Annotated in this window: 11 protein-coding genes; 10 read left to right on the top strand and 1 reads right to left on the bottom strand. The window is 71.2% G+C overall.

What is annotated here, in order from left to right:
- Window positions 1–392: 392 nt before the first annotated feature.
- From ACGFT2_RS07555 to ACGFT2_RS07530, 6 genes are all read left to right on the top strand, one after another.
- The gene (locus ACGFT2_RS07555) at window positions 393–1,112 is read left to right on the top strand and encodes a ScbR family autoregulator-binding transcription factor (protein ID WP_393274498.1); all 720 of its coding nucleotides are present in this window, start codon (window positions 393–395) and stop codon (window positions 1,110–1,112) included.
- Between the two features lie 152 nt (window positions 1,113–1,264).
- Window positions 1,265–2,503, top strand: a complete 1,239-nt coding sequence (locus ACGFT2_RS07550; RefSeq protein ID WP_393274496.1) for a cytochrome P450 — start codon at window positions 1,265–1,267, stop codon at window positions 2,501–2,503.
- 190 nt (window positions 2,504–2,693) lie between these two features.
- Window positions 2,694–3,329, top strand: a complete 636-nt coding sequence (locus tag ACGFT2_RS07545) for a ScbR family autoregulator-binding transcription factor (protein ID WP_393274494.1) — start codon at window positions 2,694–2,696, stop codon at window positions 3,327–3,329.
- Between the two features lie 75 nt (window positions 3,330–3,404).
- Window positions 3,405–3,638: an acyl-CoA carboxylase subunit epsilon gene (locus tag ACGFT2_RS07540; RefSeq protein WP_393274493.1), complete on the top strand. Its 234-nt coding sequence runs from the start codon at window positions 3,405–3,407 to the stop codon at window positions 3,636–3,638.
- Between the two features lie 202 nt (window positions 3,639–3,840).
- Window positions 3,841–5,358, top strand: coding sequence for an acyl-CoA carboxylase subunit beta (locus ACGFT2_RS07535; RefSeq protein ID WP_393274937.1), 1,518 nt, complete (start codon window positions 3,841–3,843; stop codon window positions 5,356–5,358).
- Between the two features lie 648 nt (window positions 5,359–6,006).
- Window positions 6,007–6,837, top strand: a complete 831-nt coding sequence (locus ACGFT2_RS07530; RefSeq protein WP_393274935.1) for a BTAD domain-containing putative transcriptional regulator — start codon at window positions 6,007–6,009, stop codon at window positions 6,835–6,837.
- A 463-nt stretch (window positions 6,838–7,300) separates the two neighbouring features.
- On the opposite strand, the gene ACGFT2_RS07525 is transcribed toward ACGFT2_RS07530, so the two are convergent.
- A complete protein-coding gene (locus ACGFT2_RS07525) occupies window positions 7,301–8,122 on the bottom strand; it encodes a BTAD domain-containing putative transcriptional regulator (RefSeq protein ID WP_393274491.1) in 822 nt (273 codons plus the stop codon).
- Window positions 8,123–8,403: 281 nt separating this feature from the next.
- Between ACGFT2_RS07525 and ACGFT2_RS07520 the strand changes: the two genes are divergently transcribed.
- The 4 genes from ACGFT2_RS07520 to ACGFT2_RS07505 all read left to right on the top strand — a co-directional run bounded on the left by ACGFT2_RS07520 (window position 8,404) and on the right by ACGFT2_RS07505 (window position 12,829).
- Window positions 8,404–8,604, top strand: coding sequence for a hypothetical protein (locus ACGFT2_RS07520; protein ID WP_393274489.1), 201 nt, complete (start codon window positions 8,404–8,406; stop codon window positions 8,602–8,604).
- A 115-nt stretch (window positions 8,605–8,719) separates the two neighbouring features.
- On the top strand, window positions 8,720–9,721 hold the full coding sequence (locus ACGFT2_RS07515) for a BTAD domain-containing putative transcriptional regulator (RefSeq protein WP_393274487.1): 1,002 nt from the start codon (window positions 8,720–8,722) through the stop codon (window positions 9,719–9,721).
- A gap of 366 nt (window positions 9,722–10,087) precedes the next feature.
- Window positions 10,088–11,041: an SRPBCC family protein gene (locus tag ACGFT2_RS07510; protein ID WP_393274485.1), complete on the top strand. Its 954-nt coding sequence runs from the start codon at window positions 10,088–10,090 to the stop codon at window positions 11,039–11,041.
- A 420-nt stretch (window positions 11,042–11,461) separates the two neighbouring features.
- A complete protein-coding gene (locus ACGFT2_RS07505) occupies window positions 11,462–12,829 on the top strand; it encodes a condensation domain-containing protein (RefSeq protein ID WP_393274484.1) in 1,368 nt (455 codons plus the stop codon).
- The last annotated feature ends 1,040 nt before the right edge of the window (window positions 12,830–13,869 follow it).

Raw genomic sequence — 13,869 nt, 5'->3', positions numbered from 1 at the left:
CGTTGTCGCAGATCCGGAGCTGGATGTGCAGAACACAAAAGATACGGACCCACCGGTTTTCTTATCAAGCCAATTTGAGATAAATCACAATCGGTCGGCAGTGTGGTTCTTGACGGTGATTCAAGTGGATCCGGAGCGGAATACCCTATTCCAACCGGCGGTTCGAGAGTGCCCCGGCACGTAGTATCGCGGATCGGGCGGAAAGAATACCAAGCGGAAGGTTTCCTTCCGATGAAGGACATGTAGAACCCAACGCCTTTGACGGGCGCGTGCCGTGCGCGGCCGGGTGGGCAGCCCCCTATGGTTGACCGCTGGACTTGGGGTGGCGGGATACAAACCTGTCGGTTTATTTTCTAGGCAGGATCGGATGAACTGCGCGGAGGTATCGAACCGTGGCACTGCAGGAACGGGCCATCAGGACGAGGAGGGCCATCCTCGTCGCGGCCGCCGCGGTCTTCGCCGAGGTGGGTTACGAGGCGGCGACGATCTCCGAGATCCTGAACCGGGCCGACGTCACCAAGGGAGCCCTCTACTTCCACTTCGCGTCGAAGGAGGAGCTGGCCCAGGCCGTCCTGGCCGGCCAGCTCGCCGCCATACCGACCGCGCCCCAGCAGCAGCTGAAGCTCCAGCAGGGCCTGGACGAAGCGTTTCTGCTCGCTCATCTGCTCGCCGAGGGTGACCCGGTCGTGCAGGGCAGCATCAGGCTGACGGTGGACCAGGGGGCCCCGAACGACGCCCTGGACCGCCGGGTGCCGATGAGCGCCTGGATCGGGCACAACGTCGACCTGCTCGGCAAGGCCAAGGTGAACGGGGAACTGCTGCCCCACGTGGACGTGGAGGCGGCGGCCCGGATGTTCGTCGGCGCGTTCACCGGCGTTCAGGTACTGTCGAAAATCATGTCCGACCATGCCGATCTGCCGGAGCGAGTGGCGGATCTGCAACGGCACCTCATGGCGAGCATCGCGGTCCCGGCGGTGCTCATGCAGCTCGACACGGCCGCCGACCGGGGGGCTCGGGTGTACAAGGCCGCGTTGAAGCTGCGTGAGGAGACCGAACAGGGTGCGCCGGACGAGACCGTCCCGGCCGCCGAACAGGCCGGTGCCACCGGCTGACGCACCACCGGGCCCGGCCCGGAAACACCACAACTGAACAGTCGTTGGGGGCGTGGGATCCGTGCGCCCTCGGAGGGGAGGGCGGGGGACCCCTCCCCTGGGCACGGCACGACGCAAACACGTGCACGACCGATACCCGGGGAGAAACGACCATGAAGACGACGTCCTGCCCCTATGCCCTCGATGTGACGGGGCGTGACCTGGCAGGTGAGGCGGCGATGTTGCGGGCCCAGGGCCCGGCCGTCCAGGTGGAGTTGCCGGGCGGTGTCATCGCCTGGGGGGTGATGGGGCAGCAGCACATAGAGCGGCTGCTGACCGATGAGCGTGTCTCGAAGGACCCCCGCCTGCACTGGCCCGCGTTCATCGAGGGGAAGATCACCGAGGACTGGCCGCTGTATCCGTGGGTGGCCAACGAGAACATGCTGTTCGCCTACGGCGAGAGCCACGCCCGGCTGCGCCGGCTGGTCGCCGGGGCGTTCACCGCCCGGCGGACCGACGCGCTGCGCCCCAGGGTCGCCGAGATCACGGCGGAACTGGTGGACCGGCTCGCCGCCGTCCCGGCCGGCACACCGGTCGACCTGCGCGCCGCCTTCGCCGAAATCCTGCCCATGCGCGTCATATGCGAACTGTTCGGGGTTCCGCAGGGCGAGGCGACGGACGCCCTGTGCGTCGCGCTGCACAAGGTCTTCGGCACCACTCTCTCCGGGCAGGAGATAGAGGCCGCCCGCATGGAGGCGTTCACGCTGCTGGCCCACCACGTGGCGGCCCGGCGGGCCGAGCCCGGCGACGATCTGACCTCGTCCCTCATCGAGGCACGGGACCACGGGGACCGGCTCAGCGAGCAGGAGTTGTTCGGCACCCTCTTCCTCATGATCGCCGGTGGGCAGGACACCACCGCCGCGCTGATCACCAACGCCGTGGGCGCGCTGCTGAGCAACCCCGAGCAGCTGGAGCACGTCCGCGCGGGCCGGGCCACCTGGCAGGACGTGTCGGCCGAGACCATGCGCGTGCACACCCCCGGCGCCTACTCGCCGATGCGGTTCGCCGTCGAGGACATCGATCTGGACGGCGTGGCCATCCGCAAGGGCGACGCGATCCTGGTCAACTTCGCGGCCGGCGGCCGCGATCCCGAGCGCTACGGCGAGCACGCCGACCGCTTCGACGTATTGCGCACGGACCGCGAGAAGAACAGCATCGGGTTCGGCTACGGCACGCACCGTTGCATGGGTGCCCCGCTCGCCGAGGTGGAGGCCACCGGGGCCTTCGCCGAGCTGTTCGAGCGCTTTCCCCGGATGCGGCTGGCCTGCGCACCGGAGGAACTGCGGCCCATGCAGAGCTTCCTGATGAACTCCTACCGGGAACTGCCGGTCATCCTGACTCCGGCGGACTGACGCGGGCGTCACGGACGGCGGGACTCCGCCACCCCGGACCGGGGTGGCGGAGTCCCGCTGCTTTCCGGCAGGGGGAGGCGCTGCCGGTCCCGTGCGGGCCCGGCAGCGCAAGGCCGCGCGGACGGGCCCCCACAAACATACCAAGCGTGCGGTTTGCTAGGATCCCCGTTCCCGGGCGAGAGGAGGCACGGTGGCCAAGCAGGACCGAGCGGTGCGGACACGCCAGATCCTGATCCGCGCGGCGGCCGAGGTGTTCGCCGCCGACGGGTACGCCCTGGCCTCCCTTTCCATGATCAGCAAACGCGCCGGGGTGAGCCCCGGCGCCCTGCACTTCCACTTCGCCAGTAAGGACGACCTGGCCAGGGAGGTCGAGTCCGAGGCGACGGACTCCGGGCGGCAACTGGCGGAGGGCTGCCGCGGCACTGCCGGCTCCGCGCTCCAGGTGCTGGTCCGTACGGCGTTCGGTCTGGTGCTCGCGGCCGCCGACGATCCGGTTCTGCGGGCCGGACTGAAGCTGAGCGGCGACCCCTCGCGCAAGAGCGACGCGGAGCTGCTCAACTGGTGGCGCGGCCTCGTGCGGGAGCTGGTCGTGCAGGCGCGGGACGCCGGGGAGCTGGCACAGGACGTCTCGGCCGACGACGCGACGACGACGATAGTGGCGGCCACGGTCGGGTTCGCGGTCATCGCCATGGCGGAGGCGGAGTGGCCCTCCGCCGAGCGCCTGACGCGCTTCTGGTCCCTCGTGCTGCCGTGGCTGGCGGCGGCCCCCGAACGGGTGCCCGACCTGGTGACGCACGGCGCCCAGCGGCACCACCGCGTCCACTGAGCCGAGTGCTGTTCCAGCGGGCCAAAAGCTCCTCTTGAGCGCGATGTCGGACGGTTGCGGAAAAGAGGAGGCGGCATGGACGAGGGGTTCGCCCGAGGGGGAGCCGCGCCGACGGGCGGCGCGCACACCCTGCTCCGGGTGGAGCGGGGCCGGGCCACGGACGCGGAACTGGCCGCGATCACCGTCGTGTTGTTCTCGCTGCTGGCCGACCAGGGCGCGGACGCGAGCGTACGGCGCAGCCCCGATGTCCCGCGGTGGCGCCCCGAACGGGTGTCCGCCGCCTACAGCTCCCCCTACAGCTGGCGGTGAAGCCGCCGTCGTCCATGGCTCATTCGTATGCGGCCCGTACCCCCGCCTGCATCGGCCGCACAGGCGGTCCGGTGCCGGAAGCGACCTCCTCAGGGCTCCGGGCCTCACCATGTGGGAGGGATACGCCGTGACCGTTGTCAATGACATACCCAGGGCTTCGGAGGAGGTGGCCGTCGCCCGTGCACGCGTTGCCGAACTGCAGATGGTGCGCGCGGAGGCGCTGGCCGGTCCCAGCGAGAAGGCGACCGAGGCGCAGCACGCCAAGGGCAAGCTGACGGCGCGGGAGCGGATCGAGCTGCTCCTGGACCCGGGTTCCTTCCAGGAGGTCGAGCAGCTGCGCCGGCATCGGGCGACCGGTTTCGGGCTGGAGGCGAAGAAGCCGTACACCGACGGGGTGGTGACCGGCTGGGGCACGGTGGAGGGCCGCACGGTCTTCGTCTACGCGCACGACTTCCGGATCTTCGGTGGTGCGCTGGGCGAGGCCCACGCCACCAAGATCCACAAGATCATGGACATGGCCATCGCGGCCGGTGCCCCGCTGGTCTCGCTGAACGACGGGGCCGGCGCCCGTATCCAGGAGGGTGTCTCGGCGCTCGCCGGTTACGGCGGCATCTTCCAGCGCAACACCCGGGCGAGCGGCGTCATCCCGCAGATCTCGGTCATGCTCGGTCCGTGCGCGGGCGGTGCGGCCTACAGCCCCGCCCTCACCGACTTCGTCTTCATGGTCCGTGAGACCTCGCAGATGTTCATCACCGGCCCGGACGTGGTCAAGGCGGTGACCGGCGAGGAGATCACCCAGAACGGCCTGGGCGGCGCCGACGTCCATGCCGAGACCTCCGGCGTCTGCCACTTCGCCTACGACGACGAGGAGACGTGCATCGAGGAGGTCCGTTACCTGCTGTCGCTGCTCCCGCAGAACAACCGCGAGTATCCGCCGCACGGCCCGAGCACGGATCCGCCGGCGCGGCGGTCGGAGGCCCTGCTCGATCTCGTGCCGGCGGACGGCAACCGTCCGTACGACATGACCAAGGTCATCGAGGAGATCGTCGACGACGGCGAGTACCTGGAGGTCCACGAGCGCTGGGCCCGCAACATCATCTGCGCCCTGGCCCGCCTGGACGGCCAGGTCGTCGGGATCGTCGCCAACCAGCCGCAGGCCCTGGCCGGGGTCCTGGACATCGAGGCGAGTGAGAAGGCTGCCCGGTTCGTCCAGATGTGCGACGCCTTCAACATCCCCATCGTGACCCTGCTGGACGTGCCGGGGTTCCTCCCCGGTGTCGACCAGGAGCACGGCGGAATCATCCGTCACGGCGCGAAGCTCCTGTACGCCTACTGCAACGCCACCGTGCCCCGCGTCTCGATCATCCTGCGCAAGGCCTACGGCGGCGCGTACATCGTCATGGACTCCCAGTCGATCGGCGCCGACCTCACCTACGCCTGGCCGACGAACGAGATCGCCGTGATGGGCGCCGACGGTGCCGCGAACGTCATCTTCCGCCGGCAGATCGCCGAGGCCGACGACCCCGACGCGACGCGCGAGCGCATGGTCAAGGAGTACAAGGCCGAGCTGATGCACCCCTACTACGCGGCCGAGCGCGGCCTGGTGGACGACGTCATCGACCCCGCCGAAACCCGGCAGGTGCTGAGCCGCTCCCTCGCGATGCTGCGCAGCAAGCACGCCGAGGTGCCTTCCCGCAAGCACGGCAACCCCCCGCAGTAGCGGACCCGGTCGGCCGCACCGGCGGGCGCCCCGGAAGGCGGCCCCAGCGCCCCGGCCCACCACGCTCCCTCGCGTCGGCAGACGTGTCTCTGCCGCCTCGTCGCCACCGGCCGCCCGCCGACGCGGACGCCGGACCCGACGGGGTGCCACGCCGAGCCCCGGCCGAGCGCCGAGCCGGCCCAAGGGCGCTGAGGAAAGCGGTCTTGACACCTCGAAGCAAACGGACCGACACGTTTTTGTCGCCGAGGCTTCAGCGGCCGGTCACGGCTGCGTCGAGGCGCTGGTCGGCATGGCTCCATGGCCCCTCCCGCTCGGGACACCCTGCGGGGAGGGGCCACTACACATTTTCAGCCCGCCCGTTCCGGACTTCCGGTGGCGCCTTGTTTTCGCTGCTCCGTGCCCTGTGGAAGCGGAATGTGACGGTCAGCCTGCGGTTTCTCCTGGCCGGGTCGAGAGGAATGCGAACGTCCGTTTGATAAGTGTGGCTGAAAGGCGTCGCTTCAGCGAGACTTGAGTCGTCTTGGATTGACAAACCGACTGTGCTGTTTTTTTATCGGGGGGTCCAATTGCGAGGCAGAGCATCGGGCCGCGGCAGCGGAAGCGCACACGCCGAGTACCGGTCTCCAGCCTGAACTCATGGGGGAGAATGTGGACATCAATGTGCTGGGCCCGCTATCAGTGCGCGAGAACGGGGTGTCGGTCGTCCCGACGGCGCCCAAACCACGGCAGGTTCTCGCCCTGCTCGCCCTCCACGCCGATCAGGTCGTCTCGGTGAACGGCCTGGTGGAGGAGCTGTGGGGAGGCAAGCCTCCGCGCAGCGCACGCACCACCCTGCAGACCTACGTGCTGCAACTCCGTGAGCTGATCGCCGAGGCGCTCGCCCACGGTGAGAACGAACGGTGCACCCCGAAGGACATCCTCGCCACCGTCCCCGGCGGCTACCGCCTGGAGACGCGTGCCGGGAACGTCGACTTCCGGGAGTTCGAACGCGGCGCGGGAGCCGGATACCGCGCCATGGACGCGGAGGACTACACCGGCGCGGCCCGTAGGCTGGCCGATGCGCTCTCGCTGTGGAACGGACCCGCACTCACCGACATCCAGGCGGGCATCCGGATCGACATGGAGGCCAGGAGGCTGGAGGAGGCCCGGCTGTGCGCGCTCGATCAGCGCATCGAGGCCGACCTGCGGCTGGGCCGGCACCGCGAACTGCTGCCGGAGCTGACGGTGCTGGTCAACCAGTACCGGATGCACGAGAGTCTGCACGGGCAGTTCATGCTGGCGCTCCACCGCTCGGGCCGGCGTGGCGAGGCGCTCGACGCCTACCAGCGGCTGCGCACCACGCTCGTCTCCGAGCTGGGCCTGGAGCCGTCAGCCGCGCTCAGCCGGCTGCAGCGCTCGATCCTGATGGCCCGTCCGGAGAGCTCGCCGGCTGCGGCGCCGAACACCGCGGGCCACGGCCTGGTCGCCCGCACGGTCTGACACCCACCGTCCTCCGGCCCACCGTGCCCGGCCGGGCCGGGGGAGTGGGTGTCGCGGAGTCGGCGTGGCTGCCCGGCCACGGCACGTCGGGCAACGCGTAGTCCGCGAACACCTTCGATGCGCAACACCATCCCCTCAGCGGGCGTCACCGCCCGGTGGGGGGATTACGCGTGCCCACTGCCCTCGCCCCGCCCCGCGCCCTGTGGGTCGCGCGGGTCCGGTAGTTCTCCGAGCAGGCCCCACAACGCCGCGAGCGACGACCCAGGACGGCGGCCCGGGCCGGACGCCGCGTGGCCCTGAGCGCCCCTGGACGGTGGCACGGGCTGCGCGCCCCCGCCGCGCGCAGCCCGGTCGCCCCGCGTCCGCACGGAGCTCCGCGAGTGGAGGGGGTGGGACCCTGACGGCGAGTGGCCGGCCTGCCGTCCCGCCCGTGCGGGAGGGATCTCGCCGCTCGCTCCCGGCATCAGGCCGCGTACAGGTCGAACGTGGACGTACGGCGCGGTCCCGCGGCGACGTCCAGGCCGGGATCGACGGCGAGCATCGCCTGATGCATGCGCTGCAGCTGCGGAGAGGGCTCCACGCCGAGTTCGTCGATGAGACGCGTGCGCAGCCGGCGGTACACGTCGAGCGCGGCGGCCTGCCGGCCCGAGCGGTACAGGGCCACCATCGCCTGCGAGTGCAGCCCCTCGTGCTGCGGGTGACGGGCGATCAGGTCGGTCAGCTCGGGAATCAGTTCGACGTGCCGGCCCAGTCGCAGCTCGGCGTCGATACGGCGCTCCCTGGCGACCAGGCGGCTCTGCTCCAGCCGCATCACCTCGACCTCCAGCACCGGCCCGAGCCGGACGTCCACCAGCGCCGGGCCCTCCCAGAGGTCCAGCGCCTCGCGCAACAGGGAGGCCGCGCCGCCGTCCTGGCCGTCGTCGAACGCCTGCCGGCCCTCGACGACCAGCCTCTCGTACCGGTAGACGTCCACCGCCTCGGCCGGGATCTGCAGCAGATAGCCGCCGTAGCGGGTGGCGAGCACGTCCTTGGCCGAGCCGGGTACGTCCGGGCCCATGGCGGTGCCCAGCAGACGGCGCAGCTGCAGGATGTACGTCTGGAGTGTCGTCAGCGAGCTCTGCGGCAGCTCGGTGCCCCAGATCTCCTCCATGAGGGTGGGTACCGGCACGACCCGGCCGGGGTTCAGGGCGAGCAGCGCCAGGATCTGGCGGGGCTTACCCGCGGTCGGAACGATCGAGATTCCGTTCACTTCCGCGTTCAGCGCGCCCAGAACTTTTATGTTCATTCTTCCTCCGTATCGTTTCCGGTCCTGCCGGAACAGTGCGTCGGCGAGGCTTCAGATGGTGTCTTCAATGGCCATTCCCCTGCGGTTTTCGCGGGCCAGCCGCGAGGGGGGTTGCAGCTTCCGTCGAGATTCGCGCGAGGCGGTGTCGAGCATTTCTCGAGCGGCCCGACGCGACCAGCGCTGACGGACCGCTGACGCCGCCCTGACGAGGCAATCGGTGCGCCGGTGACGCACGCCGGACCACCTGTTCCGGCCGGGCCCGTGCTGCTAGCTTTCCAGCCATGGCGACGGAAACGAAGCGTTCAACCGCCTATCGCGACGGGGACACGCTCATCATGGGACTGCTCGCCCGTCTGGCCCCGGCGGGCGGCTGCGACTTCCTGCCGGACCTGCCGGGCCGCAGGCTCCTCACCCTGGTCGGCCGATATCACCGGCGCCCGGTGCAGGTGGGGTTCCCGGAGCCGGCCGCCGAGCGTGCTTGATTTCCCCTGGAGAACGACTCCACGCAAAACCGGGTCCCGCTGGTGGATCCTGCAATCCCCGGGCATGCCGACTACGGTGCCGAGGACTCTTTGGATATCCCCGTGCGAGGACGGCATGGAGTTTCGGATTCTGGGTTCCGTGCAGATCTGCGACGCCCGCACCGATCTGCGGATCGTGCCCGTGGGCGCCAAGCAGCGCGCCCTGCTCGGCGCCCTCGTGGTCAAGGCGGGACAGGTGGTGCCCACCGGCCGTCTCGTCGACGAGCTGTGGGGCGACGAACCCCCGGCGAACGCGGTGAACGCCCTGCAGGCCCACGTGGCCCGGCTGCGCAGGCTGCTGCCGGCGCCCGAGGCCGGCCCGGGGGAGCGGCAGCACGAGTGGCTGGCGACCCGCCCCACCGGCTACGTGCTGCGCCCGGGCGACGTCGAAGTGGACGTCGACGCACGCCGCTTCACGCGCCTGGTCGCCGAGGGCCGGACGCTGCTCGCCACCGACCCCGCCCGCTCGGCCGACGTGCTGCGTACGGCCCTCGGACTCTGGCGGGGTGCGGCCCTTGAGGGCAGCGGCCGCGGCGCCATCTGCTCGGCGGAGGCCGCCCTGCTGGAGGAAGGCAGACTCGTCGCCCTGGAGACCCTGTACGACGCGAGCCTGCGCGCGGGAGCCGCACGGGAGATCACCGGCGAGCTGGAAGAGCTGACGATCGTCCATCCACTGCGCGAGCGCTTCCACGAGCTGCTGATGACCGCGCTCTACCGGTGCGGCCGCCAGGCGGAGGCCCTGGTCGTCTACGAACGGGCCCGCCGCAGGCTCGTCCACGACCTGGGCGTCGAGCCGGGACCCGCGCTGCGCCGCCGGATGGAGTCGATCCTGCACCACCGGGACTTCGACGCGGACCTGGGCGGGCCCGTCCGGCCGGCGCCCCGGCGGCCGGAGACCGGCCTCGTAGGACTGCCGGGCGCGGCATCGGGCGAACCACCGGCCGACGAGACCGACGTACGGCTGCTGCGGGACGAGATCGCCTGGCTGCGCCGCCACGTCGAGCGACTCGCCCAGCAGCAGCAGGACCTGCTCAGCCGGCTCGACCGGCTCACGCTGCGCGAGGCGTCGGTCTTCTGACGCCGGTGGGTGCTCGTGGTCGTCACCGGCCGGATGGCCGACGAAGGACCGCGCCTCGCACGCGGGACGGTGGCCGCCGTCGCCCCGGCCGCGCTCGAGCGGCTTCAGGCACCGAGGGACGCGTCGGCATCCAGCGCCGCCCGAGTGCGGCACATGCCGGGCACGAGAGGTTTCGGACAGTATCGGGTCGCAGACCGTCGGTGAGGCCTCGCCGGAGCGGCTCTCACCACCCTCTGCGGACATCGGCGGGGCCGCGCGGTGCGAGTACCGGCGATGCCGCACCGGGACAGGGAAACCGGTCGACGCGGGCCGGAGTGCGGGACGTCGGTGCGGCGCAGGCAGCCGCGGATCACATGGGGGTGGCAGATGTCGGTTGCGCGAGTGCACCGGATGGTCTCGGAGGTGACCACCTCGGCCCCGGCGGGAGTGCTGTACGGCCTGATCGCCGACGCCACCCAGTGGCCGCTGTTCTTCCCGCACTGCCTGCACGTGGAGCGGCTGGGCTTCGACGGCGCCCACGAGCGGCTGCGCATGTGGGCCATGACCGAGGGCCGGGTCTCCTCCTGGGTGTCCACCCGTGACCTGGACGTCGGCCGCCGGTGTGTGACGTTCCGCCAGGACTTGACCGACGCTCCCGTCGAGTCCATGACCGGCATGTGGACGATACGGCCGCTGGGCCACCGCTGTCAGGTGGTGCTCGAGTACCAGTTCACCGTCACCGGGGACGCCCCCGACCAGGTGGCCTGGGCGGAGCGGGTCACCCGCGCCAACGGCCGGGATCAGCTGGACCGGCTGGTCTGGGTCGCCGAACGCTGGCCCAGACTGGACGAACTCGAACTGGCCGTCGAAGACTCCGTGCGCCTCGAGGGCTCCGCCGACGCGGCGTTCGACTTCCTCTACCGGGCCGAGGACTGGACCGCCGGCCTGCCCGACGTGCGCGGTGTGCGCCTGGTGGAGGACTACCCGGGCGTCCAGATCATGACGGTCGACGGCCTCGCCGGCGACGGCAGCGCACACCACACCGAGTCCGTCCGCATCTGCTTCCCCGGCGCGGGCCGGCTCGTCCACAAGGAGACCGTCACCTCCCCCCTGCTGTCGGCGCACACCGGCGAATGGTCGGTCGAGCCCGACGAGTCGGGCGTGAACCTCACCGCCCGGCACCATGTGCTGCTGCGCGAGGATGCCATCGCCGACGTGCTCGGTGCCGGCGCGACCCTGGCCGAGGCGCGGCAGCACGTGCGCGAAGCCCTCAGCCGGCAGGAACACCTCGTACTCCACCAGGCCATACGGCACGCCGCGGGCGCGGTGCGGGTGCTGTGACGCCCGGCGGTCGGCCGCCGTCGGGCACGGCGGTCCCGGCTTCCCGACACCGGGCCGGCACCAGGACGCGGTCCCGGCTCCCCGAAGCCGGCACCCGGCCGTGGTCCCGTGGTCCCGGCTCCTCGAAGTCGGCACCCGACCGTGGTCCCGGCTCCCCGAAGCCGGCACCCGGCCGCGGCCGTTCGCTCGGCGGGCCCCAGCCGTTGTCCAGGTATTCACGAGCGGACCTCTAGTCGCGTTGACGGACCGTCAGGTCCATGGCGGAGGCGCCCGGCACCATGTCGTCCGGTGTGCCGCTTCCCGGCATTCCTGTGGCCTGCGGTCCTGTCCGGGATGAGGCAGTGACTGCGAGGAGGACGAGACATGGCGAGGTCGAGCCGTTGGCGCCGTGTACGGATCCGTAACGATCGCCGCACAGCGGTGCCCGACGAAGCCGGGCGGCCGTCCCTGCCCGTGCCCCGGCAGCGCTGTGACGCGCTGCTCGACTCCGCCGCCGACCGGTTCACGGCACGGCACGTCGAGCAGGTCTGGTGGCGTTGGCACGGACCGCTGGACACCGAGAGGTTCGTGGCCGCCTGGCAGTCGGTCGCGGACAGGGAAGCCATCCTGCGGGCGGCCTTCGAGCGGCGGCCCAGTCCGCGCATCGTCTTCCACCCGCACGTCCACACCCAGGTGCTACGGCACCTCGCGGGCACCGTCGACTGGGACGAACTGCTGGCGGAGGACCGGCTGCGCGGCTTCGACGTGAGCCGTCCCGGTCCGCTGCGGGTCACGCTGGTCGACACCGGCGTACCGGACGGCACCCGGGTCCTGCTCACCTTCCACCACGGACTGCTGGACGCCCGCAGCGCCTTCGTCCTGGTGAACGAGTTCAGCCGCGCCTACCTCGCGGGAGGTGTGCTCCCCGGCGGGGAACGCCGGCCGGACATCCGTGACTGGATGTGCTGGCTGGAGCATCAGGACACCACATCGGCCCGGGACTTCCTCAGCCGGGCACTGCCCGCCGGCACGCCCGTCGTCCTGCCGGTGCTGCCCGGTCCTCGCACGCGGCAGCACGGACGTGGCCGGGCCGAGGCCCGGCTGACCACCGCCGAGGCGAACCGGCTGCACCGGTGGGCGGCCTGCCGGGGCCTGCCGGACTCCAGCATGGTGCACGTCGTGTGGGCGCTGCTGCTGTACCGCGCGGCGAAGTCGGCCGGCCCCGTCCCGGTGACGTTCGGCGTCACCGTCTCCGGGCGCGGCATCACGCTGGAGTGTGCCGAGCGCCTGGTGGGTCCGCTGCGTGCCCGCCTGCCGGTGACCGTCCTGGTGGACCCCTCCTGGCCGATCGGCCGGCTGCTGGCTGCCCTGCGGGACCGGGTGCTGGAGATGGCGGCGTACGAATGGGTCTCTCCCGGGCAGGTCCGGGAGTGGGCCGGCCGGCCGGCCTCATCGCCGCAGAGCTTCGTCTCCGTGGAGCACACCCCGTGCTGGCCCGCCGATCTTCGAGCCCAACTCGCCGAGGAGGGCATCCGGTTCGGGCGGCAGCACGCCGGCGGCGCGCACCCCGCCGAGCCGTTGGCCCTGCTCGTGCGGAGCGGCGCCGACGGGTCGCGGTCCCTCGCCGTCGTCCACGACCGGGCCCGCGTCGCCGACGCCGACGCGAGCCGGCTGGCCGGCCAGTGCGTACGGCTGCTGCGCCATCTGCCCACCCTCGACGGCACCCAGAGCGTGACCGAAGTGCTGGACGTGCTCGGTACGCAGGAACCGCCACGCGCGGCCCTGCCACGACCCGGTGCGGGCCACTGAGACACCCCGGCCTCCGGCGTGGGCCACTGACACGTCCCGCCCCGGGTCCCAGGCGCTCGGTGCCCTGCCACGGAGACACTTCGGCCGGGCCCGCGCTTCGATGCGCAAGCGGGTGGGCCGGCCCCCGCGCCCTCGATGCGCAAGGTGTGCGGCTGCTGCGCAAGGGGCCCGAGGGCTCCGCATCCCGTGTCCGAGGCCGGTGATCGAGGGCCCCACCGGGCCGGGCGTACCGCGGCCGAGGCCGGTGCTAGTCGTCGTCCATGTGCTCACAAGTCGCCGCCCACCAGCGGGCCGTCGAGCATCGATCGGCGTTCGACCTGTTCTCCACCCGTTCCTGAGCGCCACCCGGTCCCGCCTCGATTGCAGGCGGGGCGGAGCTGGGCCGCCGCCGGGATCCACAGGCGGTGCCCGTACCCCCTCACCCCAGCGTCACGACTGGGCCCACACACCTGAAAGAGGGCCTGCGGCCTGTGTGTTCGTCCTCCCGGCCCAGGATCCGCACGGGTGTCCGCAGGTGCGTGCCCCCGTCGGTGCCGGGCCGTCGCGCCGTACGACGCAGCGGAAGAGGGGGAGTTGGGATGTGACCTGGGTCACTCTCTGATGAGCTTGGCGAGGGGGCCCCGGCCGTGTCACGATTTCCGCACACCTCCCCTGCCCGAAAACAGCCGCAAGGCAGTGGATCGACTGTCGACCGCCGGTCCCCACAGGCGAGACCGAGCTTCCGTGATCCACGGCAGTCGCCTTCTCCCCACGGGCAGTTGAAGTCCCTTCCCTCCTTTGAAGGACAGGGGCAACTCGCCGTCGACGCTTCCCCCTCCGACCGGCTGCCACCATCGCCTGCCCGTGGCCGAACACATCAAACGCAACGGCCACGGACAGGCGGCACGCTGACCCGAAGGAACCGCCCGCCAGGGCCTGCGGCGTTCGACCGGGAGTTGCCACCTGCCCGCCAAGCTCATCGGCGGGCATGTCAGGCCACCGTGAAGAACCTCGTCAACAACCACACCGAGGGATGGCGCACAAGGCGACCTGCACCGAGC

It is taken from the genome of Streptomyces sp. NPDC048514 (genome assembly GCF_043199955.1).
Lineage (GTDB): Bacteria > Actinomycetota > Actinomycetes > Streptomycetales > Streptomycetaceae > Streptomyces.
Note: the sequence above shows the minus strand (reverse complement) of the source record. Positions and strands in the feature narration are given on the sequence as shown.